This is a genomic window from Ruegeria sp. CG11, from assembly GCF_056537245.1.
Genome location: NZ_JBQFRE010000001.1, coordinates 1,066,106 through 1,087,168, shown reverse-complemented (window position 1 = coordinate 1,087,168; position 21,063 = coordinate 1,066,106). Strand labels below are relative to the sequence as shown.

Below are 21,063 nucleotides of genomic sequence, written 5' to 3'. Positions count from 1 at the left end.
GCACTATAGCCAAATCGGTCCCAGAGGCAATGTGGTATGCGGCGCTGACGGTCATTTGGCGGCTTGATGAAAATATATTCGAATTCGTGTATGGTTGTTGCAGGGCATTGGCCCTGAGGAGGTACCCATGACAGTTACAGTTTTGAAAGATCGGGACGGTAAGACCGTGCCGCAAGACAGTATTGAAGAATTCAGAACGCAAATTCGCGGGACTCTGATTTTGCCCGGTGATGCGGAATATGACAGTGCGCGTAGTATATGGAATGCACTGATCGACAAGTATCCCGGCGCAATATTGCGGTGCCAAGGGACTGCGGATGTCGCGGCGGCTGCAAGGTTTGCGTTTGAAAACAATATTTTGGTTTCAATCCGAGGGGGTGGCCATAATGTTGGTGGACGTGCGATCTGCGACGATGGGCTTGTCATAGACCTGTCGAACATGCGTGCGGTGCATGTTGACGCGAACGCCCAGACCGTGCGCGCTCAGGGTGGAGCTTTGTTGGGTGACGTGGATCGTGAAACGCATCAACATGGCCTCGCCGTGCCGTTGGGCGTTGTATCGCAAACCGGAATAGGTGGGCTGACGACCGGAGGGGGATTCGGTTGGCTGGCGCGCAAGTACGGGCCGGCCTGCGATAATGTCATAGAAGCCGAAGTCGTGACTGCGGAAGGGTCGATCAGAACCGCCAGCGCAAACAGCAATCCCGATCTCTATTGGGGGATCCGTGGCGGCAGTGGCAACTTCGGAGTGGTGACGTCCTTTCTTTTCAAGGCATACCCTCTTGCTACCGTTTTGGGAGGCATGATTGCGTATCCGCGCGAGGCGGCCGCCGAAATTCTTCGCGGCTACCGGGATATTATGTCCCGGGCACCAGATGAGCTTACGGTATACGCCGCGCTGCTTTGGGGGCCGGACGGGACACCGCTGATTGCTCTTGTGCCGTGTTGGATCGGTGATGACAAAGAAGCTGGGCACCAGGTCATTAAGCCACTGACGGAAATCGGTGAACCATTGGTTGTCGACGTCCAGGAAATGCCTTTCCCGGCCAAGCAATCCATGTTGGATGCAGCCTACGGACCAGGAAGTCGAAATTATTGGAAGTCAACATATCTCGATGCGCTACCAGATGAGGCAATCGACACGATTGTCGCGCATTCTGAAGGTATGACCATTCCCGGTTCAGGTATTCTGATCGAGCATTGCGCCGGGGCGGCGAAAACCAGCGCGAATGGTGACAACGCTTTTGCGCAACGCGGTCATGACTATCTTATCGCGATTTTGCCGCTTTGGACGGATCCGGCCGACGATGCGGACCAGATTGCTTGGGCGCGCAAGATGCACGATGCGCTGGCGCCGCATTCGACGGGTGGAACCTATCTGAACTATCTCGGCGCCGACGAAGACAGCGCGATTGAAACGGCTTTCGGAGAGAACCTGAGCCAGCTGAAAGAGGTCAAACGGAAATACGATCCGACAAACTTCTTTTGCACGAACGCAAACATCTCGCCGTGACTGCGGTTGCACCTTCGGGAATAACTTTTCACCTGGCCTCTAACTGAAACGGCAAGCAGAGTGTTTGGCTTCTGGCATCGATCGCAGCACTGTTAAGCAATGATGTCAGGGGTCAAACGGTCCTCGATCAGACGAATGATATCCTTCAGCCGCAGTTTTTGCTTTTTCAGCCGTTTGATCGTCAGCTGATCGGCGGTGCTGGTGGCTTGCAGCGCCTCGATCGCCTCGTCCAGATCACGGTGCTGGCGGCGGAAAACCTCCAGTTCAACCCGCAAAACCTCGTCTGTTTTCATCGAAAGATCGGTGGGCGCGTTCATGTGCGACTCAGTGCCTTTTGTGGTGCTTAACACACAAGATAGTGTGTCAGGCTTTATCCGGCCAGACCTTGTGGACATCCCCGCATATTCCCATATTCTATTCTACGCGGTTGCCGGAACGGGGCCGCACCACACGTCGCTTTGACAATAAAGGACGAAAATACGTGTCGAAACTTACTCTTGGCTCATACCCGCATCTTTTGGGGTTCGAGCAGCTGGAACGCCTTCTGGAACGGTCTGCAAAGGCTGGCAACGAAGGATACCCGCCCTACAACATCGAGCAGACCTCGGACTTTTCGTATCGCATTACACTGGCCGTTGCCGGTTTCGCGGAAGAGGATCTGTCGATCACCATCGAGGATCGCCAACTGGTGATCAGGGGCCGTCAACGCGACGACAGCGAGGGGCGTATTTTCCTACACCGTGGTATCGCGGCGCGTCAGTTCCAGCGCATGTTCGTGCTGGCCGACGGTGTCGAAGTGGGCGAGGCGATCATGGAAAACGGTCTGCTGCATGTGGATCTGACCCGAGCCGTGCCCGAAACCGTGGTGCAAACGATCAACATAAGAAAGGGGTAAGAGCAATGAATACACCGATTGAGCTGAACGCCGAGGGCGACCGGATCGTCTATGTGAAAGCTGTCGACGTCGCTGATCTGCCTCGGGAAGTACGCGAGCAGGCGGGCGATCTGGATCAGCTTTACGCCGTTCACGATTCCGACGGTCAGCAATTGGCGCTGGTCGCCGACCGCAAGCTGGCCTTTGTTCTGGCGCGAGAGCATGACTTCTCGCCGGTGGCTGTCCACTGAGCCGCACGATTTCCCCGTGACATCTGCCGCCCCGCGGGCGAGATATGCGGACCTGTAACGGTTCGCATATCGAAAGGGCGCAATACATGAGCTGGTTTGACTTTGACTGGGTAGACGCCTTCAGCGACCGTGCGTTTGGCGGCAATGGCTGTGCCGTGGTTCATGGCGGCGCTGTGCTGACGCAAGAGGTCTGCATGGCTTATGTGCGCGAGACCTCTCTGGTCGAATGCACTTTTACCGGACCATCCGACGTGGCCGATATCCGTGTGCGCTATTTTCTGGCCAGCCGCGAGATCCCCTTTGCCGGGCACCCCACCATCGCCACCGTGGCCGCTATGCGGTCGCGTGGCCTGTTTCAGGGCGATACTCTGACGCTTGAAACGGGCGCCGGGATTGTCTCGATCCGTCTGAACGGCGATGAGATCGAGATGACGCAGGTCGCGCCGCAATTCGGCAATTCGGTCCCGGCCGAGCTTGTCGCCGAAGCCATCAGCCTGCCGCAGGACTCCATCATTTCCCCACCGCAATTCGTGTCCACCGGGCTGCCGTTCTGCATCACTGTTCTGCGTGATCATGAGGCCTTGCGCACCGCAAAGCTGGACGCGGGTGCGCTGGGCAAAATCACGGAAATGGCGGGGTTTTCCGGTTCAGACATGGCCGAACCTTTCCTCGTCACACTCAAGGGCGCAACCCAGGCGGGCGACACGTTCTCACGCCTGTTGATGGCGCCGCCCAGCCCGCCCGAAGACCCGTTCACCGGATCGGCCACTGGCGCGATGGCGGCCTATCTGTGGAAATATGGGCTGATGCCAAAAGACACGTTCATCGCCGAGCAGGGGCACGATATGGGGCGTCCAGGTCAGGCGACCGTCAGCCGCGTTGGGCCTGCGGAAGCAATGACCGGCATCAAGGTTGCCGGACGCGGCCATGTTCTGATGCGCGGTCAGGTCGATCTGCCCGAGATCGTGCAATGACCCGACCCGCAATTGCGATCCTGCCTTATGGGCATCGGTTGGGGCCGAAGCTGGCCTCGCTCCCGTTGTCCAACCTGATCTGGCCCGAGGGTTGCCCAGATCGGCTGATCGGCAAAACGGTTGGTGATCTGGAGCCCACCGATCACCTGATCATGTATCCGAACTCGACCGTGCATTTGCGCCTGCGTAGGGGTACCCGCGCGCGGATATCGCTGATGATGGGCGAACCTTCGGCCATTCACGGCAAGCACGACCGGATGCTGCGCTATACGTGGCGGCGGTTCTTCCGGGTGCTGACGTTCCATGAGGTACTTCTGCACGGCATCCCAAACGCGGTGTTCCTGCCATATGGCGTCACCATGGTGCCCGACTGGCGGGACATAGATGTAGCGAAAACCAAATCCTGCTCGCTGATCGCCTCGGCCAAGCGTGACCTTGAAGGGCACCAATTGCGCCATTCAGTGATCGACTGGGTACGGGAAAGCGGCGCTGACGTGGATATCATGGGGCGCGGTTATACGCCCTTTGAGCGCAAGTCCGACGGGTTGGCCCCGTACCGTTATTCCGTGGTGATCGAGAATGTGCGGGAACGAAACTATTTCTCGGAAAAACTGACGGATGCGATCCTGTGCTCGACGGTGCCGATCTATTGGGGCTGTCCGAATATCGGCGACTTCTTCGACACATCGGGCATGATCCTATGCGAGTCCGAGGATGATATTCATCGCGCCATTCAAGTCGCGTCGGGCGAGGATTACGACAGGCGCTTGCCGTCGTTGAAGGCCATCCAACACACGGCGGATGATTATGGTGATTTTCATGCCCGTGCCGTACGGACCTTGCGTGCGCAATTGACCAGCGGGCCGCGCTAACTGGACGGCCGCGCCGGGGCTAGCCAACCTACGGGTCGGATCGGACGGTCGGCCGGGTCAATGCCATGACGCTCACACAGCATGCTTAAATAGGAACCGGGTACGGGCAAGCCGCCGGTATTCTGAGCCATAAACCGTTTTTGATGCCCGTAAATATGGACCGAATGAACAGAGTCACGCTCGATTTCTGAGGTTGCAACGCGCGGATCATGCAGTTTCCACAGGTCATGCTTGGACAGCGGATAGAATGTATCGGCCGGCATGGCGTGGTGATCTTCGTCGGTCTTGAGCAGAAAATGCCCAAAGGCTTTGGGACCGGAACTGCCCCAGGGCAGGGCCTCAATCCCCCAAGTTACACCGTTTTTGACACGCTGTCGGTTGCGCCGGTGCAAAGGGCGACCGCGCCAGGGCTGCGTTGGATTGGCCGACGTCAGAAACTCTAGCATCAGTGCGAGGGTTTCCGAGTCCGACGGCAACCTCAAGACGCCTGTGGGAAAGGTTCCGGTGTGCTCGGTTGCGAAAACGAACGGTGTGGTGAAATCGAACGCCCGGATACAATAAGCATCCAGATCAACCCAGATAAAGTCGGTTTTCTGTGACAGGTGCAGGCGGAAGAGGTCAGAAAACACCGCGACCCTCAGCCGGTCATCCGAGGGCATTTCGAACGGTGCGGGCCAGAGGATGTCTTCGGCCGGGCGTTGCTCGGCCCTTTCGGGGATCCCGTCGACCTTATGCGCGGTATACAGGACGAACCTGTGGCCCCGATCCAGATAGGATTGGATGCACAACGCCTCGAGCCAGCTGAGGTCTGAACCGAACCAGAAACTGGCGATGGTAGGCAGGGTAGGGGGCATGAGGTCCGTGCGCTTGCGTCGGGTCACTGCACCAATTGCGCCAAGTCTTGTCAATCGCGGGTAACAAAAAAAAGGCCCCCGGAAACCGGAGGCCGTTTTGCAATTCTCAGGGGCGCTTAGGACGCGGCGATCAGACCCATGCTTTCCAGTTTCAGCAGAACCTGGTGGGCACAGTTGTCGACGTCCACATTTTCGGTCTCGACGCTCAGTTCAGGGTTTTGAGGCACGTCATAGGGATCCGAGATGCCGGTGAATTCCTTGATCTTGCCTTCACGCGCCAGCTTGTACAGGCCCTTGCGGTCGCGGCGTTCGCATTCCTCGATCGAGGTCGCAACGTGCACTTCGCAGAAGGCGCCAAACTGTTCGACGTCTTCCCGAACGGCGCGGCGGGTGGTGGCGTACGGTGCAATCGGAGCACAGATGGCGATACCACCATTCTTGGTGATCTCGCTGGCCACGTAGCCGATGCGGCGGATGTTCAGGTCGCGGTGCTCTTTCGAGAAGCCCAGTTCCGAGGACAGGTTCTTACGAACAATGTCACCATCCAACAGCGTTACCGGACGACCGCCCATCTCCATTAGCTTAACCATAAGCGCGTTGGCGATGGTGGATTTGCCCGAGCCCGAAAAGCCGGTGAAGAACACGGTAAAGCCCTGCTCTGAACGGGGCGGCGAGGTGCGGCGCAGCTCTGCAACCACCTCAGGGAAGGAGAACCATTCGGGGATTTCCAGACCTTCACGCAGACGGCGGCGCAGTTCGGTGCCCGAGATGTTCAGAATCGTGACGTTTTCCTTGTCTTCGATCTCGTCATTCGGCTCGTATTGGGCGCGTTCCTGCACATAGACCATGTGCTTGAAGTCGACCATCTCGACGCCGATCTCGTCCTGGAACTGGCGGAACAGGTCCTGCGCGTCATAGGGGCCGTAGAAGTCTTCGCCCTGGCTGTTTTTGCCGGGGCCGGCGTGGTCACGGCCAACGATGAAGTGGGTGCAACCATGATTGGCGCGGATCAGCCCGTGCCAGACTGCTTCGCGCGGGCCAGCCATACGCATCGCCAGGTTCAGCAGCGACATCGAGGTGGTCGAGGCCGGATATTTGTCCAGAACCGCCTCATAGCAGCGCACGCGGGTGAAGTGATCGACGTCGCCCGGCTTGGTCATGCCCACGACCGGGTGGATCAGCAGGTTGGCCTGCGCTTCTTTCGCGGCGCGGAAGGTCAGTTCCTGGTGCGCGCGGTGCAGCGGGTTGCGGGTTTGGAACGCAACGATGCGGCGCCAGCCCAGCTTGCGGAAATAAGCGCGCAGTTCATTTGGCGTGTCGCGGCGGCCGCGGAAGTCATAGTGGACGGGCTGCTGGATACCGGTGACGGGGCCACCCAGATAGACCTTGCCTGCCACGTTGTGCAGGTAGTTTACGGCGGGGTGGGCGTCGTCATCGGCGCCAAAGACCTTTTCGGCCTCGCGTGCCTTGTTCGGGGTCCAGCGGTCGGTCACGGTCATGGTGCCGAGGATGACACCTTCCTGATCACGCAGGGCGATGTCCTGGCCCAATTCGATGGTTTCGGCAAAATCCTCGCTGACGTCCAGCGTGATTGGCATCGGCCACAGCGTGCCATCGGAAAGGCGCATGTTTTCGACGACGTTGTCGTAGTCGGCTTCGGACAGGAAACCTTTGAGCGGGTTGAACCCGCCATTCATCAGAAGTTCCAGATCGCAGATCTGACGCGGGCTCAGGTCCCAGCTGGTCAGGTCGGCGGCTTCCATTTTCAGCTTTTGGGCCGATTCATAAGATACATAAAGCTCGGGGATCGGAGCCAGATTGCTTAACATCGTCATTGGGATACTCTCGTCGGAGTGCGGTTTTACCGGTGGTTCAGGGGTGATTGTGGGGCATGTGCCCCGACTGCTGGTTGAAGTCCATATACATTCATAGAATTAAGGACGGTATGCGCGGATTTTGTCCGGATTGGAAGAATTTTTCGAATGCCGCGCGTTTTTTGTGACCGGGTTCCCACTGATGAGTGGTTGTCCTGCGGATTTAGCACACCTGTTCCGGTCCCGTGCTTGCCAACATCAGCTCCGAAGCGCTTGCCACGGGCAGAGCGAGAATCGGGTTGGACACGCCGCGCAACTCAAAAGATCTCATGCCGGCTTGGTCGCCTTTGTAGCTGGCCGCCTGCAGCAATTCGGCAGACACCAAAAGCTCGACCCCAAGCGCCTTGGTTTCGCTTTCAAGCCGGCTGGCCACGTTTACTGCATCGCCGATGATCGTACGGGCCGCATTTCCGGCGGCGCCGATTTCTCCCAGCACCAGATCACCCAAATGCAGACCCATCCCGATGCGTATGCGGGGGCTGTCTTCGGCCTCAAGCCGCTGGTTGAACTGGGCGAGGGCGCGGCTGACATCGGTCGCAGCCTTCAACCCCGCCCGGGCCGAGCTTTCGGCGTCGGGTGTTTCGAACACGGCCAGCAGGCCATCGCCCATATATTTATCGACCACGCCGCCATCTGCGGTGATCGCCGGAACAATGGCATCAAAGAACCGGTTTAGCAGGAACACGATGTCATAGGGCAACTGGCCCGTGGTGCGCGACGTGAACCCGCGCATGTCCAGAAACAGAACGGCCAGTTTGCGCTCTTGCCCCTGGCTTGCATGGGCACGGTGCCGCCCTCCTTCCGGGCGGAACATGCGATACGCTGTAAGAGGTTCAGTTGGGCGGATCTGACAGGCAAGTCGCGCGCCCTTCGGGGCGCCAACGGCGTTGAGACTGCGGGCCTCAACCTCTTCGGGGGCGGGGAGTGAGTCAGCGCCGTCTTCGACGATCACCCGGCAGGTGGTGCAGCGCCCCTTGCCGCCACACAGGGCCGTGTGCGGAATGCCATTGGCCTGTGAAATCTCAAGCAGGGTCATACCCTTTTCGGCCACGACCTCGGGGCCTTCGACATATTTCACCCGCACGGAATGCCTGCGACGCCAGAGCTTGCGGATCGCAAACACGGCCAGCGCCGCCGCCAACGCAATCCAGAAGGCGATAAGTGCATTATCCTTGACGCTGAACATGGCCTCGAATGCCTCGGGCGAGGGCCAGTTGTAATGTTCGATATACTGTTCGCGCAGGAACGGGTCGGCGAAATCCGCCCAGATGCGTCGTCCTTCGGTCAGCAGCCCGGCGAGCGCGAACGAGGGGATAAACACCGCCACACCGATCAGGTAGGGCACAGTTTTCGACCACCAGCGGGTCAGACGCAGCCACATATGCAGCCCGATGCAGCCATGAACCCACACCACCAACAATAGCAGGCTTTGCATCCAGATCACGGTGCCGGGCCACATCAAGACGATGATATAGCCCATCTCGTCATTTACGTCATAAATTTCATGCGCATAGCGCGTGTGCACGATATGAGAGATCAGCTGCAGCGGGATCAACAAGCCAAGCACAACCTGCAACCCCGTCGACAGCGGCATCCGCAACGTTCTGCGCTGGCTGATCGAAAACAGCGCCAGCCCCGCATGTAGCAACAGCGCAGCATACAAAATCACGCTCATGACATCGTGGCGGGTGACCGCTTTGCGACCATCCTGCATTCCGTGCAGATAATCGGTGTGAAACAGCCCCAGCCCGATATTGATGAAATGAAAGAAGGCAAAGGTAAACAGGATCAGGCCGCTGCCGATCCTCAGCCGGGTTGTCCACCCGCCTCGCCATAGAACGCTGTTCAATCAAGTCACCTGTATTCGTTTTGCGTGCACCCGAGTCTGATACGGGCGGGCGAGTGGGTCAAGAATAAGACGGGACCCATTCTGTTGCCGCGGCGTTCGTGCGGATCAGGGCAGGGGAGGGGTCAAACAGCACGACATGGCTGAGCTCGGGACGCGAGCGTGAGCTGTACAGCACCCCGTCGGCCCCCTCGGCACGGGCTTCGTCTGAAAATCGCCATGTGGGTGAGCGTCCCTGAACGTCGCGGATGCCCTGCCAGACAATCGAAACGTCGGGTCGTCCGCGCAGGTCCACCAGTCGAGAGCCCATGATGCGCGCGCGCTGCAAGACCCGTGGAGGGTCACCGTCCGACACATACCGCCGGATCGCGACCCCGGCGCCCTCTGCAGTGAGAGAGGCATACAGCGCCCTCTGACCCGCGTAATGAAAACGCCCCTCGGGCGCCTGTGCGGGGGCCAGAGGGGCGTCGATCTGTGACAGAAATAGAATTCTCCAGACGGGGCCGGAGAACTCCAGCATCGGGTTAGTCCTGCTCCGCCAAGAAGCGTTCTGCGTCCAGCGCGGCCATACAGCCCATGCCAGCGCTGGTGACAGCCTGACGATAAATGTGGTCGGTCAGGTCGCCGGCGGCGAAGACACCGGGGACCGAGGTCTCGGTCGAGCCCGGCTTGGTCACGACATAGCCGCCCATGTGGGTTTCCAACGTATCCTTGACTAGTTCGTTGGCCGGAGCGTGGCCGATGGCAACAAAGACGCCCTTACAGGGGATCTCAGTGATCTCGCCGGTTTTGACATTCTTGACGCGCACGCCCTCGACGCCCAGCGGGGCATCGGTGCCGACCACCTCTTCCAGCTCGTGGTACCACAGCGGTTCGATTTTTTCGTGCTTCAGCAGCCGATCCTGCAGGATCTTCTCGGCGCGCAGCTCGTCGCGGCGGTGGACCAGGGTCACCTTGCTGGCGAAGTTGGTCAGGAACAGTGCCTCTTCCACGGCGGTGTTGCCGCCGCCGATCACCACGATCTCCTGCCCGCGATAGAAGAAGCCGTCACAGGTTGCACAAGCCGAAACGCCAAAGCCCTTGAATTTCTCTTCCGACGGCAGACCCAGCCATTTGGCACGCGCACCGGTGGCCAGAATGACAGCATCCGCGGTGTAGGTGGTGCCGCTGTCGCCCTTGGCGGTGAAGGGGCGTTTCGAAACATCCAGATCGCTGATGATGTCACCGATCACCTCACAGCCCATAGCCTGAGCGTGTTCCTGCATCTTGACCATCAGATCAGGGCCCTGAACTTCGGTAAAGCCGGGATAGTTCTCGACATCCGTGGTGGTCGTCAGCTGACCGCCGGGTTCGATGCCCTGAACCAGGATCGGCTCAAGCATCGCGCGGCTTGCATAGACGCCTGCAGTATAACCGGCCGGTCCCGACCCGATGATCAGAACCTTTGTGTGACGTGTTTCGGCCATGGTACCCCCAACTCGATCTGCCTGATTTGGGCGCGCAGCCCTTGGCGGATGGATATAGCGACCCCAGTGCCGCGCTTAAAGCCCCTTCCTGTTTCACACCCGCTATGCGCCTAATGAATGGCGTACAAAAAAAGAACATTGAAAACAAACAATATTGCGCGACCACGAAAGATTATTGCGCATCCCTTGGGGGCTGATATAACAACCGCAAAAATCAGGAGCATTTGATGGTCGCGATACGGCTGGATGAGATTGACCGCAAGATTCTGGCGGAATTGCAGGCAGACGGTCGCATGACCAATGTCGAGCTGGCAAAGCGCGTGGGTATTTCAGCGCCTCCATGTCTGCGGCGCGTGCGGACGTTGGAAGAATCTGGCCTGATCCGCGGCTACCATGCCGAAGTGAACTCGCGCGAGTTAGGATTCGAGGTTCAGGTCTTTGCCATGGTCGGTTTGGAGAGCCAGGCCGAGTCCGAGCTGAGCGCGTTCGAAGAACGCTGTCGTGAATGGCCGCTGGTCCGGGAATGCCACATGCTGAATGGCGAGGTGGATTTTATCCTGAAATGCGTGGCGCCGGATCTCAGCAGCTTTCAACAGTTCCTGACGGGCGAATTGCTGACCACGCCGAACGTGGCCAGCGTCAAGACCTCGCTGGTTATCCGCGGCGCAAAAGACGAGCCCGGCGTACCTTTTGATGTTCTGGAAGAACGAATGAACCGGACGGCGTAAGCGCTGCCCCCTTTGGGTGCGGCTTCATCGGTGGCAGTAAGGCTGCCACCGTCATGTAAAACACCCAGCTTAACAATAACTGCATAATGCCCCCACATTGCAGAATGAGCCCGGATTTAGGCGGTTATAGCATTCACCTCTCCGTCTCCGGAGCGTGGCAGGATCAGCGGACCGAAATCGTTCAGCGTGTCGATATGCGCGAACAGATTCAGATAGATGGACTTCAGCGACCGGCTGACCCTGCGAATGGCATTGGTGCCGGGGTGATAGGATTCGAACTGCAACCCGTCGACCCTGATCACCGCATGGCGTTTAAGGCAGATGTGAAACAGCTCGATCGGCGTTGGCGGCATCGTCTCGATGATACTTGTGCCGTCCTGAAACTCGTGGACAGGTGTCAGAACCTGATCGTCGCCATGAAGATGACGCAGGTGCGCGGGTGTTCCCAGTAACCGCGCGGCGGGGCCGGCGATGACACCCGACATCGGCTTTTGCATCCCGAACGTATCAGCCATGATCCGTGTCAGGGGTCGTGTCCGGCCACGAGAGTCCTCGCGCCCGGGAACCAGTGTGACTGATCCTTTCCACAGCACTGTTTCCGAGGCGCCGCTTTGGGTCAGAACGGTATCGCCGGGCAGCAGGTCTTCGATTGCCATTGGTCCGAATTCGGTTTCGACCAGAGACCCCCGGGTAAAGGCGCAGAACGCATCTTCGAACATCGGCAGGGCGGGCGCGATGTGACGGGTCTGCACGACATCCCCGTTTTTCATCAGTGTACTGACTTCATAGCGCCGCAGCTGCGCCTTTTTCTGTGTTGTCGGCCTTGGCGAGTCACGCAGCAGCGCCGAAGTTTCTACAGCATTTCTGGCCGCGCGCGATAACGAATGTGGAATACCCATTTTCAATTTCGTCCCCTCTAACCTCCGCTCAGGCAGACTGAACCCCCGAACAGGTCCGCCCAATCGGATCTACTTGTGCCCGGAAAGAAACTGGCGACTGCAGGACAACAGGCGCGGTTGACGCTTGTTGCAACAAATATTCCTACGCTATCAGTCACCACTCGTCCCCCCAGACAAACTCATACAAACGCGGGCGAAATTGCCTGCGCACACACGCCCCGAACCTGAACCGCACACAATGTTGACGTCAGGTCACACACCGGATCGGAGCATTCTCCCGCTGTGTGTCTTCTATTCCCCAAAAACCGGCAGCTTGGTTCGCGGGGCCTGTTATTGATCAGCGACGTACCGCCAGACGGCGTGCGACCCTGACCGAGTGGCTGGAAACCCGTTTCCACGGCATCTCCAACTGTTGCTCTCTGGTGGCCGCAACCACGGCGCTGAGAAAGCGTGATTTCGTCTTCATGTTTTGTCCTGCCCGTTTGGGAACTTTCGCCCCGTTTTCCTCTGGGTCCTCAATTTGCAGCGCCATTGCGGCGGCGATAAGGCTGATCCGGGATGAATTCAGGACAATGGACGGTTTGCGTTTCCTCTTTGCCAGATATGTCACGCTCGGCTGACCTTTGGACTGGTAACCATCTGAGAGCGGACAATAAAAATCGAATTGTCTAGGCTTAGGTAGACAAGACAATTGTGGCAAAAAAGCGGCGGGGCTGACGTAATCCGAGCGGGCTCTTAAAGTTTTATGGCTGAAATCAGGCGGCCATAGTCGGCCTCTTTCGCGTGGGTCGACCGGCGATAGGAATAGAATCTGTCCGGGTCGGAATAGGTGCAATGGCGCGTCCATTCGGCCTGACCGATCCCAGCCTGTCGTAGCCGATGCAGGCCAAAGGCAGGCAGGTCGAATTGCAGCCTGTCGCCAGTGCCATTCGCGAAGAACTGCAGGTTTTCCGGAGAATCCGCAATGAATTCGTCCAGAAACTCGGGGCCTACTTCATAAGCGCGTTGCGAGATTGACGGCCCGATCACGGCCACGGTGTTTTCCCGTTTCGCGCCCAAGGCTTCCATCGCGTCCAGCGTTGCCTCAAGCACCCCATCCAGCGCGCCGCGCCAACCGGCATGGGCCGCCCCGATCACATTCGCGTCAGAATCGGCGAACAGGACCGGCTGGCAATCAGCGGTGAGAATCGTCAGAGCCAGGCCGGGCGTTGCCGTGACCACCGCATCACCCTTGGGTTTTTCGCCATTTAGCGGCGCGTCGACGGTCAGCACGGTTGGCGAATGAACCTGATGAACACCGATCAGCGCCTCGGGCGAGACATCCATTGCCTGCGCCACCCGCTTGCGATTCACTGTGACGGCCTCGGTCTGGTCGGACGACCCATAGCCGCAGTTGAGGCCGGCGAAGACACCCGATGAGGCACCACCGCGGCGGCTGAAGAACCCGTGGCGCATGGGTGACAACAAATCTGAGGTCAGAATTTCCAGGGTCATGGCTCCAGTCCGGGTGGCGGCGAGGAAGGGGTGGGGTAGAGGCCCAGCACCTTGAACAGGTTTCCCATTTCCTCGGGGTGCGTCAACCGGCGATGTGCAGCAACCAGCGCTTCAAGCTCAGACCCGCCGAGCGGTGCCGCCAGCGCCTGCGCGCGGGTGGTGATTCCCAGCCGCTCAAGGAATACGCCTTGCGGTGTCAGGCGGGAATGGGCGCATCCCGCAGCGCGGGTCGCCAGGGCCAGCGGTTCGAAATCCACATGTGCTGTCAGGTCAGCTTGACCGGGCAGCGCCAGAGGGTCGGTGCGCTCATGCGCCTGCAGTGCCTGAAACGTATCGCCCAGCGAATGCCAGTCACCGTAGTCCACGATCAGACCAGCCCCGCCGTGGGTGCCGATTCGCCCTGCGATCACGGTGATGATGGGTATGGCCGCCGGGCACAGCTCGACAAGATCGCCGTCCTTGGTGTCATCCAGCCGATCCTTCAGCGCGACCTGTTCGCCCTGCGGTCCCAGCCCCCATGTCAGCGCATCGCCATCCAGGCCGATCAACCGTTCGCGCCAGCTATCGCCGTCACGCAGGAACTGGCGAATGGGCAGGACGTCAAAGAACTCGTTCGCGACCAGAAACAGCGGTGCTTCGGGCAGGTCCGCAACCGAATCGATCCAGCGCGGCTTAAACTCCTTCAAGGTCTGCGCCTGCATGTCCCGCAGGGCGGGTGAGGCCTCGACCAGCGCAATTTCGGCGGCATCAAGAAACCCTGGCACGCGGGCCGTGGCGCGCAGCATGTCCGCCATTAGTGTGCCGCGCCCCGGGCCAAGCTCGGCCAGCACGAAATGGTCCGGATGCCCCTGATCCAGCCAGCTCTGCGCCAGAGACAGGCCGATCAGTTCCCCAAACATCTGGCTGATCTCCGGGGCGGTAATGAAATCCCCCTGCGCGCCCAGCGGGTCACGGGTGGTGTAGTAGCCGTGCGTCGGGTGCAGCAGACATTCGGTCATGTAGTCGGCCACGCTCATCGGGCCGTCTTGCGCGATCCGCGCCAGCAGATGATCTTTCAGGCTCATGATTCCGATCTTGCACGCAAGGCGAACCATAAGCCAAGCGCGATCATTGGCAGCGACAGCAATTGGCCCATCGTCAGACCGTACCCGCCGACCTGCAGGGCCAGTCCCAGAGGGTTACCGGCCGAGATGAACTGTGCGTCGGGTTGCCGGAAGAATTCGACAATGAACCGTGACGCGCCATAGCCCACCATGAACAGGCCCATGATCAGGCCGGGCTTGCGGAAGGCTCCGCGCCGATAGGCCAGCCACAACAGCACGGCCCCCAGCAGCAGCCCCTCCAGCGCGGCTTCATACAATTGCGAGGGATGTCGCGCGCACATGCCCGTGACCACACCGGGACAGTCCTGTGCAGCCGCACCCGGAAAGATCACGGCCCAGGGCAACTCGCTGGGCCGGCCCCAGAGTTCGGCATTGACGAAATTCGCCAATCGCCCCAGCAACAGCCCCGGCGGGACTGTATGGGCGATCAGGTCCGCCATGGACAGAACCGGAATCTGGTGACGCCGCGCATAGAGGTAAGATGCAATCACCACCCCCAGCAGCCCGCCATGGAAGGCCATGCCGCCCTGCCAGACTTTCACGATCTCCAGCGGGTTCGAAAGGTAATATGAGGGCTGATAGAACAGCACGAACCCAAGACGCCCCCCCAGAATCACGCCGAGAATGATCCAGGTGATCAGATCCTCAAGCTGTTCGGGCTTCATTGGAGGTGTGTTTTCGGGCCACAGGGCCGGGCGCTTCAGCGCCATCACCCCCATCCGCCACGCAATCAGGATACCGGCGATATAGGCCAGCGCGTACCACCTCAGCGCGAACTCCATCCCGAATAGCGAGATCGAGAACAGTTCGGGCGACAGATCGGGGAAATTCAGAACAGCCTGCATGTGCGTCTCATTGCCCGGGGTTTGCGGGGCAAGTCAACCTTGAGCCCGGCGTAATCATTCCCCATATAGAGACCAACCGCGATTTCGGAGTAAAGCCATGCAAACCCGCAACAAGATTCTCGACGACGTATCCCAGCTGATGACCAACGCCATGGGTGTGGCGCAGGGTGCGCGGGAAGAGGCCGAGAACGCGATGAAGTCGATGATCGACCGCTGGCTGGCCGACCGCGATTTTGTCACGCGCGAAGAATTCGACGCCGTCCGCGCGATGGCCCAGAAAGCGCGCGAAGAGAACGCAGCGCTTGAAGCTCGTATTGCCGCGCTTGAGGCAAAACTGGACAAGTAACGTCCAGCTCAGAGTTTTTCGGAAAAAGACATGCGCCGCGCAATCCGGGCCTTGGGTTGTGCGGTGTTGTGCATCTTGCCGTCTTGCGGAATTTAATCAAGACAAAGCTGCGTGAAGTGCCAATATTTTGACCTCAGTTGCCTTCTGTCCACAACTTATTGCTGTTATCCCCAATAAATAGGGTTGCCAGAACCCATCTTGCGTCGCACCATATTTAGTACAGGCCTACGGGGGAAGCCCGGCTTGTAGAGCAGGCAACTAGCGCTGGGGCGCTGCCAGCCCCGAAATGCTAGAGATTAGTGAGGTGGCATTATGGCCCTTTCCGAGCAGTTTCTCGAAGAAGACCTTCATCCGATCGATATTGTTGAACATTTGGCTGAACATCACGACTGGGACTTTGACCGGATCGGGGATGATCAGATCGCCATGGCTGTCGAAGGGCAGTGGCGCACATACTCGATCACTCTGGCCTGGTCGCACTATGACGAAACCCTGCGGATGGTCTGCTCCTTTGAAATGGAGCCACCCTCCGAGCGTGAGAGCGAGCTGTACGAGCTGCTGAACAAGATGAACGATCAGTGCTGGGCCGGGGCGTTTACGTACTGGGCCAACCAGAAGCTGATGGTCTATCGCTACGGTCTGGTTCTGGCTGGCGGTCAGATGGCCAGCCCCGAACAGATCGACACGATGATCAACGCAGCGGTGCTGAGCGCCGAGCGTTACTACCCGGCAATCCAGCTGGTCACATGGGGCAACCGGACCCCTGAAGAAGCGATGCAAGTCGCCATTGCAGAGGCCTACGGCCGCGCGTAAAGCTTTGCCCCAAGCAGACTAAGGGGAGGGGCAATCATGGACATGTCACGCGTCGCCGAGCAGGGGCTGGTGCTTCTGGGCTGCGGCAAGATGGGATCGGCCATGCTCGCCGGATGGCTGGAGCATGGCCTTCCTTCGTCAGCCGTCTGGGTAATCGACCCCAACCCTTCTGACTGGCTGCAAGCGCAGGGTGTCAATATCAACACTCCGTTGCCCGAAGCACCGGCCGTTGTTCTAGTCGCAGTGAAACCGCAAATGATGGGCGACGCCCTGCCTGCGATCAAAGCGCTGGGCGGTGGGGGCAGCCTGTTCATTTCGGTCGCAGCCGGTACATCCATTGCCACGTTTGAGACCGTTTTGGGCGAGGCTACTCCGATCGTGCGCGCCATGCCTAACACACCCGCGGCAATCCGGCAGGGGATCACGGCACTGATTGGAAACGCGAAAACCTCAGATGCCGATGTTGCGCTGGCGGAAAACCTGCTGTCGGCGATTGGTGAAACTGTGCGGCTGGACGATGAGGCGCAGATGGACGCTGTCACTGGCCTCAGCGGCTCGGGTCCGGCCTATGTATTCCACCTGATTGAAACGCTGGCCGCCGCCGGTCAGGCGCAGGGGTTGCCGCATGAGCTGGCGATGAAACTGGCCAAGTCGACCGTGGCCGGGGCAGGGGCGTTGGCGATGGCGGCCGAGGAAGATCCGTCGCAATTGCGAATCAACGTGACCTCGCCCAACGGCACCACTCAAGCCGCGCTTGAGGTGCTGATGCACGAAGAAGAGGGCTTCCCAGACCTGCTGCACCGTGCGGTCAAAGCTGCCACCGACCGGTCCAAGGAGCTGTCCCATGAGTGAGATTACCTTCGACGATTTTCTCAAGGTCGATATCCGCGTGGGTGAGGTGACCCGCGCCGAGCCCTATCCCGAGGCCCGTAAGCCCGCGATCAAGATGTGGATCGATTTTGGCGATGAGATTGGGGAGCGGAAAACCTCCGCCCAAGTCACCGCGCATTACGATCCTGCGTCGCTGGTGGGCAAACAGGTGATGGCTGTGGTCAACTTCCCGCCGCGCCAGATCGGCCGCTTTATGTCCGAAGTTCTGGTGCTGGGCCTGCCGGATGAAAACGGTGAGATCGTCCTGATCGGGCCAGATGGCGAGGTTCCTGTCGGCGGGCGGATGCACTGATGAAGCTGCTGATTTCCCGCCCGATGACCGCCGCCGTCGAGGCCCGTGCCCGCGCCGAGTTCGATGTCGAGATTCGCAGTGAAACGCTGCCGATGGCCCGCGATGAGATGCTGCGCGCGCTGACGGACTTCGACGTAGTCGTGCCCACACTAGGTGATCTATTCTCGGCGCAAGTATTCGCCGAAGCGCCCAACCCGCGCTGTAAACTGCTGGCGAATTTTGGCGTCGGCTACAATCACATTGACGTGGACGCAGCCCGTGCCGCTGGCGTTGCCGTCACCAACACACCCGGCGCGGTGACCGATGCCACCGCCGACATCGCCATGACCCTGCTGCTGTCGACCGCCCGTCGTGCGGGTGAGGGCGAACGTCTAGTCCGTGCGGGCGATTGGCAGGGCTGGCACCCGACGCAGATGCTGGGCCATCACGTCACCGGCAAGCGTGTGGGTATCGTCGGCATGGGCCGTATCGGTCAGGCCATCGCCCGCCGTTGCCATTTCGGATTCGGAATGCAGGTCGCCTATCAGTCGCGCAGTCCGAAAGATTTGGACTTTCCGGCCGTGTACACCAGCGATCTCAAAGCACTGGCCGGTTCTGTCGATTTCCTGATCCTCGCCGTCCCCGGTGGTGCGGATACCCGTCATCTGATCGGTGCTTTGGTGCTTGGGGCGATGAATCCGTCGGCCATCCTGATCAACATCGCGCGCGGAGAGGTCGTGGACGAGTCGGCCCTGATTTCGGCGCTGCAATCGGGCGAGATCGCGGGTGCAGGTCTGGACGTTTACGAATTCGAACCGGCCGTCCCGCAGGCTCTGCTCGACATGCAGAACGTGACACTGCTGCCGCATCTGGGCACAGCAACCGAGGAAGTGCGTACCGATATGGGTCATATGGCGCTGGACAACGTCGTCGCCTTTGTTGCGGGCCGCGCGCTGCCGGATCCGGTTTAGGTTCCGACCGCCTCGCGCCAGTGTTTGCGGCAGAGCGAGACATAGGTCTCGTTCCCGCCGATCTGCACCTGTGCGCCTTCGGTGATGGTATTGCCGTTCTCGTCCTGGCGAATCACCATTGTCGCCTTGCGGCCGCATTTGCAAATCGTGCGGACCTCGCGCATCTCATCAGCCAGCGCCAGCAGGACCGCCGAGCCGGGGAACAGGTGACCCTGAAAATCCACCCGCAGCCCATAGGCCAGCACCGGAACACGCAGATCATCCACGGCACGGGCCAGTTGCCAGACCTGTTCTTCGGTTAGAAACTGCGCCTCATCCACAAAAACGCAGGCGATCGCGCCCTGGTTCAGGCGCGCTTCAATCATCGCATATACGTCATCGCCGACCGAAAATGTATCGGCATCGGCGGAAATCCCGATCCGCGAGGCGATCTTGCCCACTCCGGCCCGCCCATCCAGCGCAGCGGTCATCAGGTAGGTGTCCATGCCCCGTTCGCGATAGTTGTGCGAGGCCTGCAGCAACACGGTCGATTTGCCCGCGTTCATGGTCGAATAATTGAAGTAGAGCTTTGCCATGCGCCCGGGTCTAGAACGCCTGATCCCCTTGGGCAAGATGCCAAAACCGTCGGAAAGAAGCGACGCCGTCATTGTTGTTGCAGGGGCCGAGCGCGAAGCTCAAGGGGGATGGATTCCCCGCGTCAACAACAACGACGCCGTTGGCCAACAGGCGGCCAATACAGAGCGAGGCTAATATTCTGCCCCACAATTACTCATCACTGGCCGGAACTGCCGTCACTCACTCACAAAACCCCCGAATATCTGAGGGATAGCCAATGTATGGCATTTCAATTATGAATCGAGTATGGGAAATTTCGTTTCCCTTTCCCCCGCAGTGGCAGATGTAGTGGGGAAACAGGCAGAAAAGGTAAAAACATGGCAGATATCGGGGCCTATCTGAAGAAACACACCGAAGCGTTGGTCAAAGATGTTGGCATTGAATCCGCTTGTGACATCACCGGCAAATCCAAGGCGACTCTGGGCCGGTATTATTCAGACAACGCCGAACATGTTGATCGGTTCATGCCGGTGGACGCCGTGGCTCGGCTTGAGGCCGTTTCGACCTATCCGCATGTCACCTCGGCGCTGGCCGATCTGAAGAACATCACCTTGTCCTATGATGGCCGCAACACGGACAAACCGCGTACAGGAGGGGTGAACTCGGACGTCATCGCGCTGAGTCAGCGGTTCGCGATGCTGATGACCGAATATCAGGCCGCCATCGAAGACGGCATCATCACCGTGAACGAAGCCAAGCGCCTGCTGAAGGAAACCAGCCTGCTGCAACAGGTCCTGATCGAGATGAAGCTGCATCTGGAAGAGGAAAGCGTGAGCTGAGCAATCCTGGTGTTGTGGAGCGGCTAACAGCTTTGATCGGTTTTATCAGCTAAGCACGCTTACGCGTTTTCCTGACAAAGCTCGTAGGTGTCTCCTTCGGTTCTCAAAAACCTGCTGCCAACAGGTTCTGAGAGCAGATGCACAAAACTGTCGTCGCGATTTAAGACTGCCCCGATAGCGACATAGCTGCACGGTGTATCATCGTATTCCTCTTGCGATAACTGTTCTACATCTGCGCGGATTCGCCAGCCTGTATCAGGATACTTGTCTTCCTCGTCATGTTCGGGGTCTTCGCGATATACAAACCCGACGCGGGCGCGTCGTTCCAAGACCGCATCATCTACGAAGCAACGCGCAAACCAGTTGTTGAAGTCGCTTGCAAAGCGCGCATTCAGTTCTGGGTCTTCCCAATCAACATCAATGACATGATGAATTTGGAACTCAACCGGATCGCCGGGGTTCAACCCTGGAATGTCTTCTGGAGTATTGTCGAGTCTGCCCACCAGGTTGGTGCCATCGCGGTGTTCAACTATAACCCACATTCGCTCTGCATCGTATTTCTCGGAAGCAGGAACTGCACTGAAGATCAGTTTGACGGTTGTTCCTTTGGTGACTTCGACAAGTTCTTCCTTGCTTGGGATATGGAATGTGTAAGGGTTTTCTTTTTGCGTCGGGCGCGGGTCTTGAAGACGAAAGGTAGGTTCTGTCACAAAAGGCGACCTTGATCAGCGTTAGTAATTCACTTTGCTCAGTAGTATTCACCACCACCGTGATCAACTTTTAG

General features: G+C 59.0%; 25 protein-coding genes. 12 read left to right on the top strand and 13 right to left on the bottom strand.

Features of this window, described 5'->3' with window-relative positions:
• Nucleotides 1-142 precede the first annotated feature (142 nt).
• A complete protein-coding gene (locus tag ACR0KW_RS05430) occupies nucleotides 143-1,513 on the top strand; it encodes an FAD-binding oxidoreductase (RefSeq protein ID WP_480804071.1) in 1,371 nt (456 codons plus the stop codon).
• Between the two features lie 92 nt (nucleotides 1,514-1,605).
• Here ACR0KW_RS05430 and ACR0KW_RS05425 read toward each other — a convergent pair whose 3' ends face one another.
• Nucleotides 1,606-1,830, bottom strand: coding sequence for a YdcH family protein (locus ACR0KW_RS05425; protein WP_480804070.1), 225 nt, complete (start codon nucleotides 1,828-1,830; stop codon nucleotides 1,606-1,608).
• A 164-nt stretch (nucleotides 1,831-1,994) separates the two neighbouring features.
• Between ACR0KW_RS05425 and ACR0KW_RS05420 the strand changes: the two genes are divergently transcribed.
• From ACR0KW_RS05420 to ACR0KW_RS05405, 4 genes are all read left to right on the top strand, one after another.
• Nucleotides 1,995-2,408: an Hsp20 family protein gene (locus ACR0KW_RS05420; protein WP_058275530.1), complete on the top strand. Its 414-nt coding sequence runs from the start codon at nucleotides 1,995-1,997 to the stop codon at nucleotides 2,406-2,408.
• 5 nt (nucleotides 2,409-2,413) lie between these two features.
• Complete coding sequence (locus ACR0KW_RS05415) at nucleotides 2,414-2,638, top strand: DUF1150 family protein (RefSeq protein ID WP_170325930.1); 225 nt, start codon at nucleotides 2,414-2,416, stop codon at nucleotides 2,636-2,638.
• 86 nt (nucleotides 2,639-2,724) lie between these two features.
• The gene (locus ACR0KW_RS05410) at nucleotides 2,725-3,612 is read left to right on the top strand and encodes a PhzF family phenazine biosynthesis protein (protein WP_480804069.1); all 888 of its coding nucleotides are present in this window, start codon (nucleotides 2,725-2,727) and stop codon (nucleotides 3,610-3,612) included.
• On the top strand, nucleotides 3,609-4,484 hold the full coding sequence (locus ACR0KW_RS05405) for a hypothetical protein (protein WP_480804068.1): 876 nt from the start codon (nucleotides 3,609-3,611) through the stop codon (nucleotides 4,482-4,484). The genes ACR0KW_RS05410 and ACR0KW_RS05405 overlap by 4 nt, the downstream gene beginning before the upstream one ends.
• On the opposite strand, the gene ACR0KW_RS05400 is transcribed toward ACR0KW_RS05405, so the two are convergent.
• The 5 genes from ACR0KW_RS05400 to trxB all read right to left on the bottom strand — a co-directional run bounded on the left by ACR0KW_RS05400 (nucleotide 4,481) and on the right by trxB (nucleotide 10,524).
• Nucleotides 4,481-5,338, bottom strand: a complete 858-nt coding sequence (locus ACR0KW_RS05400) for a hypothetical protein (protein WP_480804067.1) — start codon at nucleotides 5,336-5,338, stop codon at nucleotides 4,481-4,483. The genes ACR0KW_RS05405 and ACR0KW_RS05400 overlap by 4 nt on opposite strands.
• Before the next feature lie 116 nt (nucleotides 5,339-5,454).
• Nucleotides 5,455-7,173 (bottom strand): bifunctional sulfate adenylyltransferase/adenylylsulfate kinase, encoded by a 1,719-nt coding sequence (locus ACR0KW_RS05395; RefSeq protein ID WP_480804066.1) that lies wholly within the window; start codon nucleotides 7,171-7,173, stop codon nucleotides 5,455-5,457.
• A 202-nt stretch (nucleotides 7,174-7,375) separates the two neighbouring features.
• On the bottom strand, nucleotides 7,376-9,061 hold the full coding sequence (locus ACR0KW_RS05390) for an adenylate/guanylate cyclase domain-containing protein (protein ID WP_480804065.1): 1,686 nt from the start codon (nucleotides 9,059-9,061) through the stop codon (nucleotides 7,376-7,378).
• Nucleotides 9,062-9,119: 58 nt separating this feature from the next.
• The gene (locus ACR0KW_RS05385; protein ID WP_480804064.1) at nucleotides 9,120-9,578 is read right to left on the bottom strand and encodes an RES family NAD+ phosphorylase; all 459 of its coding nucleotides are present in this window, start codon (nucleotides 9,576-9,578) and stop codon (nucleotides 9,120-9,122) included.
• 4 nt (nucleotides 9,579-9,582) lie between these two features.
• Nucleotides 9,583-10,524: a thioredoxin-disulfide reductase gene (gene trxB / locus ACR0KW_RS05380; RefSeq protein WP_480804063.1), complete on the bottom strand. Its 942-nt coding sequence runs from the start codon at nucleotides 10,522-10,524 to the stop codon at nucleotides 9,583-9,585.
• Between the two features lie 227 nt (nucleotides 10,525-10,751).
• Here trxB and ACR0KW_RS05375 point away from each other — a divergent pair, with 227 nt between their 5' ends.
• The gene (locus ACR0KW_RS05375) at nucleotides 10,752-11,252 is read left to right on the top strand and encodes an Lrp/AsnC family transcriptional regulator (RefSeq protein ID WP_480804062.1); all 501 of its coding nucleotides are present in this window, start codon (nucleotides 10,752-10,754) and stop codon (nucleotides 11,250-11,252) included.
• A 116-nt stretch (nucleotides 11,253-11,368) separates the two neighbouring features.
• On the opposite strand, the gene ACR0KW_RS05370 is transcribed toward ACR0KW_RS05375, so the two are convergent.
• The 5 genes from ACR0KW_RS05370 to lgt all read right to left on the bottom strand — a co-directional run bounded on the left by ACR0KW_RS05370 (nucleotide 11,369) and on the right by lgt (nucleotide 15,593).
• Entirely contained in the window at nucleotides 11,369-12,151 is a 783-nt protein-coding gene (locus ACR0KW_RS05370) for a Hint domain-containing protein (RefSeq protein ID WP_480804061.1), read from the bottom strand.
• A gap of 337 nt (nucleotides 12,152-12,488) precedes the next feature.
• On the bottom strand, nucleotides 12,489-12,617 hold the full coding sequence (locus ACR0KW_RS05365; RefSeq protein ID WP_480804060.1) for a hypothetical protein: 129 nt from the start codon (nucleotides 12,615-12,617) through the stop codon (nucleotides 12,489-12,491).
• Between the two features lie 269 nt (nucleotides 12,618-12,886).
• Nucleotides 12,887-13,645 carry a peptidoglycan editing factor PgeF gene (pgeF, locus tag ACR0KW_RS05360; protein ID WP_480804059.1) on the bottom strand — a complete coding sequence of 253 codons (759 nt, stop codon included), beginning with the start codon at nucleotides 13,643-13,645 and terminating at the stop codon, nucleotides 12,887-12,889.
• Nucleotides 13,642-14,709 (bottom strand): class I SAM-dependent methyltransferase, encoded by a 1,068-nt coding sequence (locus tag ACR0KW_RS05355; protein ID WP_480804058.1) that lies wholly within the window; start codon nucleotides 14,707-14,709, stop codon nucleotides 13,642-13,644. Before ACR0KW_RS05355 ends, pgeF begins: the two co-directional genes overlap by 4 nt.
• The gene (gene lgt, locus ACR0KW_RS05350; protein WP_480804057.1) at nucleotides 14,706-15,593 is read right to left on the bottom strand and encodes a prolipoprotein diacylglyceryl transferase; all 888 of its coding nucleotides are present in this window, start codon (nucleotides 15,591-15,593) and stop codon (nucleotides 14,706-14,708) included. The genes ACR0KW_RS05355 and lgt overlap by 4 nt, the downstream gene beginning before the upstream one ends.
• A gap of 97 nt (nucleotides 15,594-15,690) precedes the next feature.
• Between lgt and ACR0KW_RS05345 the strand changes: the two genes are divergently transcribed.
• The 5 genes from ACR0KW_RS05345 (at nucleotide 15,691) to ACR0KW_RS05325 (ending at nucleotide 18,885) form a co-directional block, all read left to right on the top strand.
• On the top strand, nucleotides 15,691-15,939 hold the full coding sequence (locus ACR0KW_RS05345; protein WP_050604795.1) for an accessory factor UbiK family protein: 249 nt from the start codon (nucleotides 15,691-15,693) through the stop codon (nucleotides 15,937-15,939).
• A 312-nt stretch (nucleotides 15,940-16,251) separates the two neighbouring features.
• Entirely contained in the window at nucleotides 16,252-16,752 is a 501-nt protein-coding gene (locus ACR0KW_RS05340) for a type III secretion system chaperone family protein (RefSeq protein WP_170325919.1), read from the top strand.
• Between the two features lie 36 nt (nucleotides 16,753-16,788).
• Complete coding sequence (gene proC / locus ACR0KW_RS05335) at nucleotides 16,789-17,604, top strand: pyrroline-5-carboxylate reductase (protein WP_480804056.1); 816 nt, start codon at nucleotides 16,789-16,791, stop codon at nucleotides 17,602-17,604.
• A complete protein-coding gene (locus ACR0KW_RS05330) occupies nucleotides 17,597-17,935 on the top strand; it encodes a tRNA-binding protein (RefSeq protein ID WP_170331928.1) in 339 nt (112 codons plus the stop codon). Before proC ends, ACR0KW_RS05330 begins: the two co-directional genes overlap by 8 nt.
• Nucleotides 17,935-18,885 (top strand): 2-hydroxyacid dehydrogenase, encoded by a 951-nt coding sequence (locus tag ACR0KW_RS05325; RefSeq protein WP_480804055.1) that lies wholly within the window; start codon nucleotides 17,935-17,937, stop codon nucleotides 18,883-18,885. The genes ACR0KW_RS05330 and ACR0KW_RS05325 overlap by 1 nt, the downstream gene beginning before the upstream one ends.
• On the opposite strand, the gene ACR0KW_RS05320 is transcribed toward ACR0KW_RS05325, so the two are convergent.
• Entirely contained in the window at nucleotides 18,882-19,460 is a 579-nt protein-coding gene (locus ACR0KW_RS05320) for a thymidine kinase (RefSeq protein WP_170325915.1), read from the bottom strand. The genes ACR0KW_RS05325 and ACR0KW_RS05320 overlap by 4 nt on opposite strands.
• A 357-nt stretch (nucleotides 19,461-19,817) precedes the next feature.
• On the opposite strand from ACR0KW_RS05320, the gene ACR0KW_RS05315 reads away from it, so the two are divergent.
• The gene (locus ACR0KW_RS05315; RefSeq protein ID WP_170325914.1) at nucleotides 19,818-20,279 is read left to right on the top strand and encodes a hypothetical protein; all 462 of its coding nucleotides are present in this window, start codon (nucleotides 19,818-19,820) and stop codon (nucleotides 20,277-20,279) included.
• Between the two features lie 59 nt (nucleotides 20,280-20,338).
• Here the strand turns inward: ACR0KW_RS05315 and ACR0KW_RS05310 are convergent, their stop codons facing one another.
• Nucleotides 20,339-20,989, bottom strand: a complete 651-nt coding sequence (locus ACR0KW_RS05310; protein ID WP_480804054.1) for an immunity protein Imm33 domain-containing protein — start codon at nucleotides 20,987-20,989, stop codon at nucleotides 20,339-20,341.
• Between the last annotated feature and the right edge of the window lie 74 nt (nucleotides 20,990-21,063).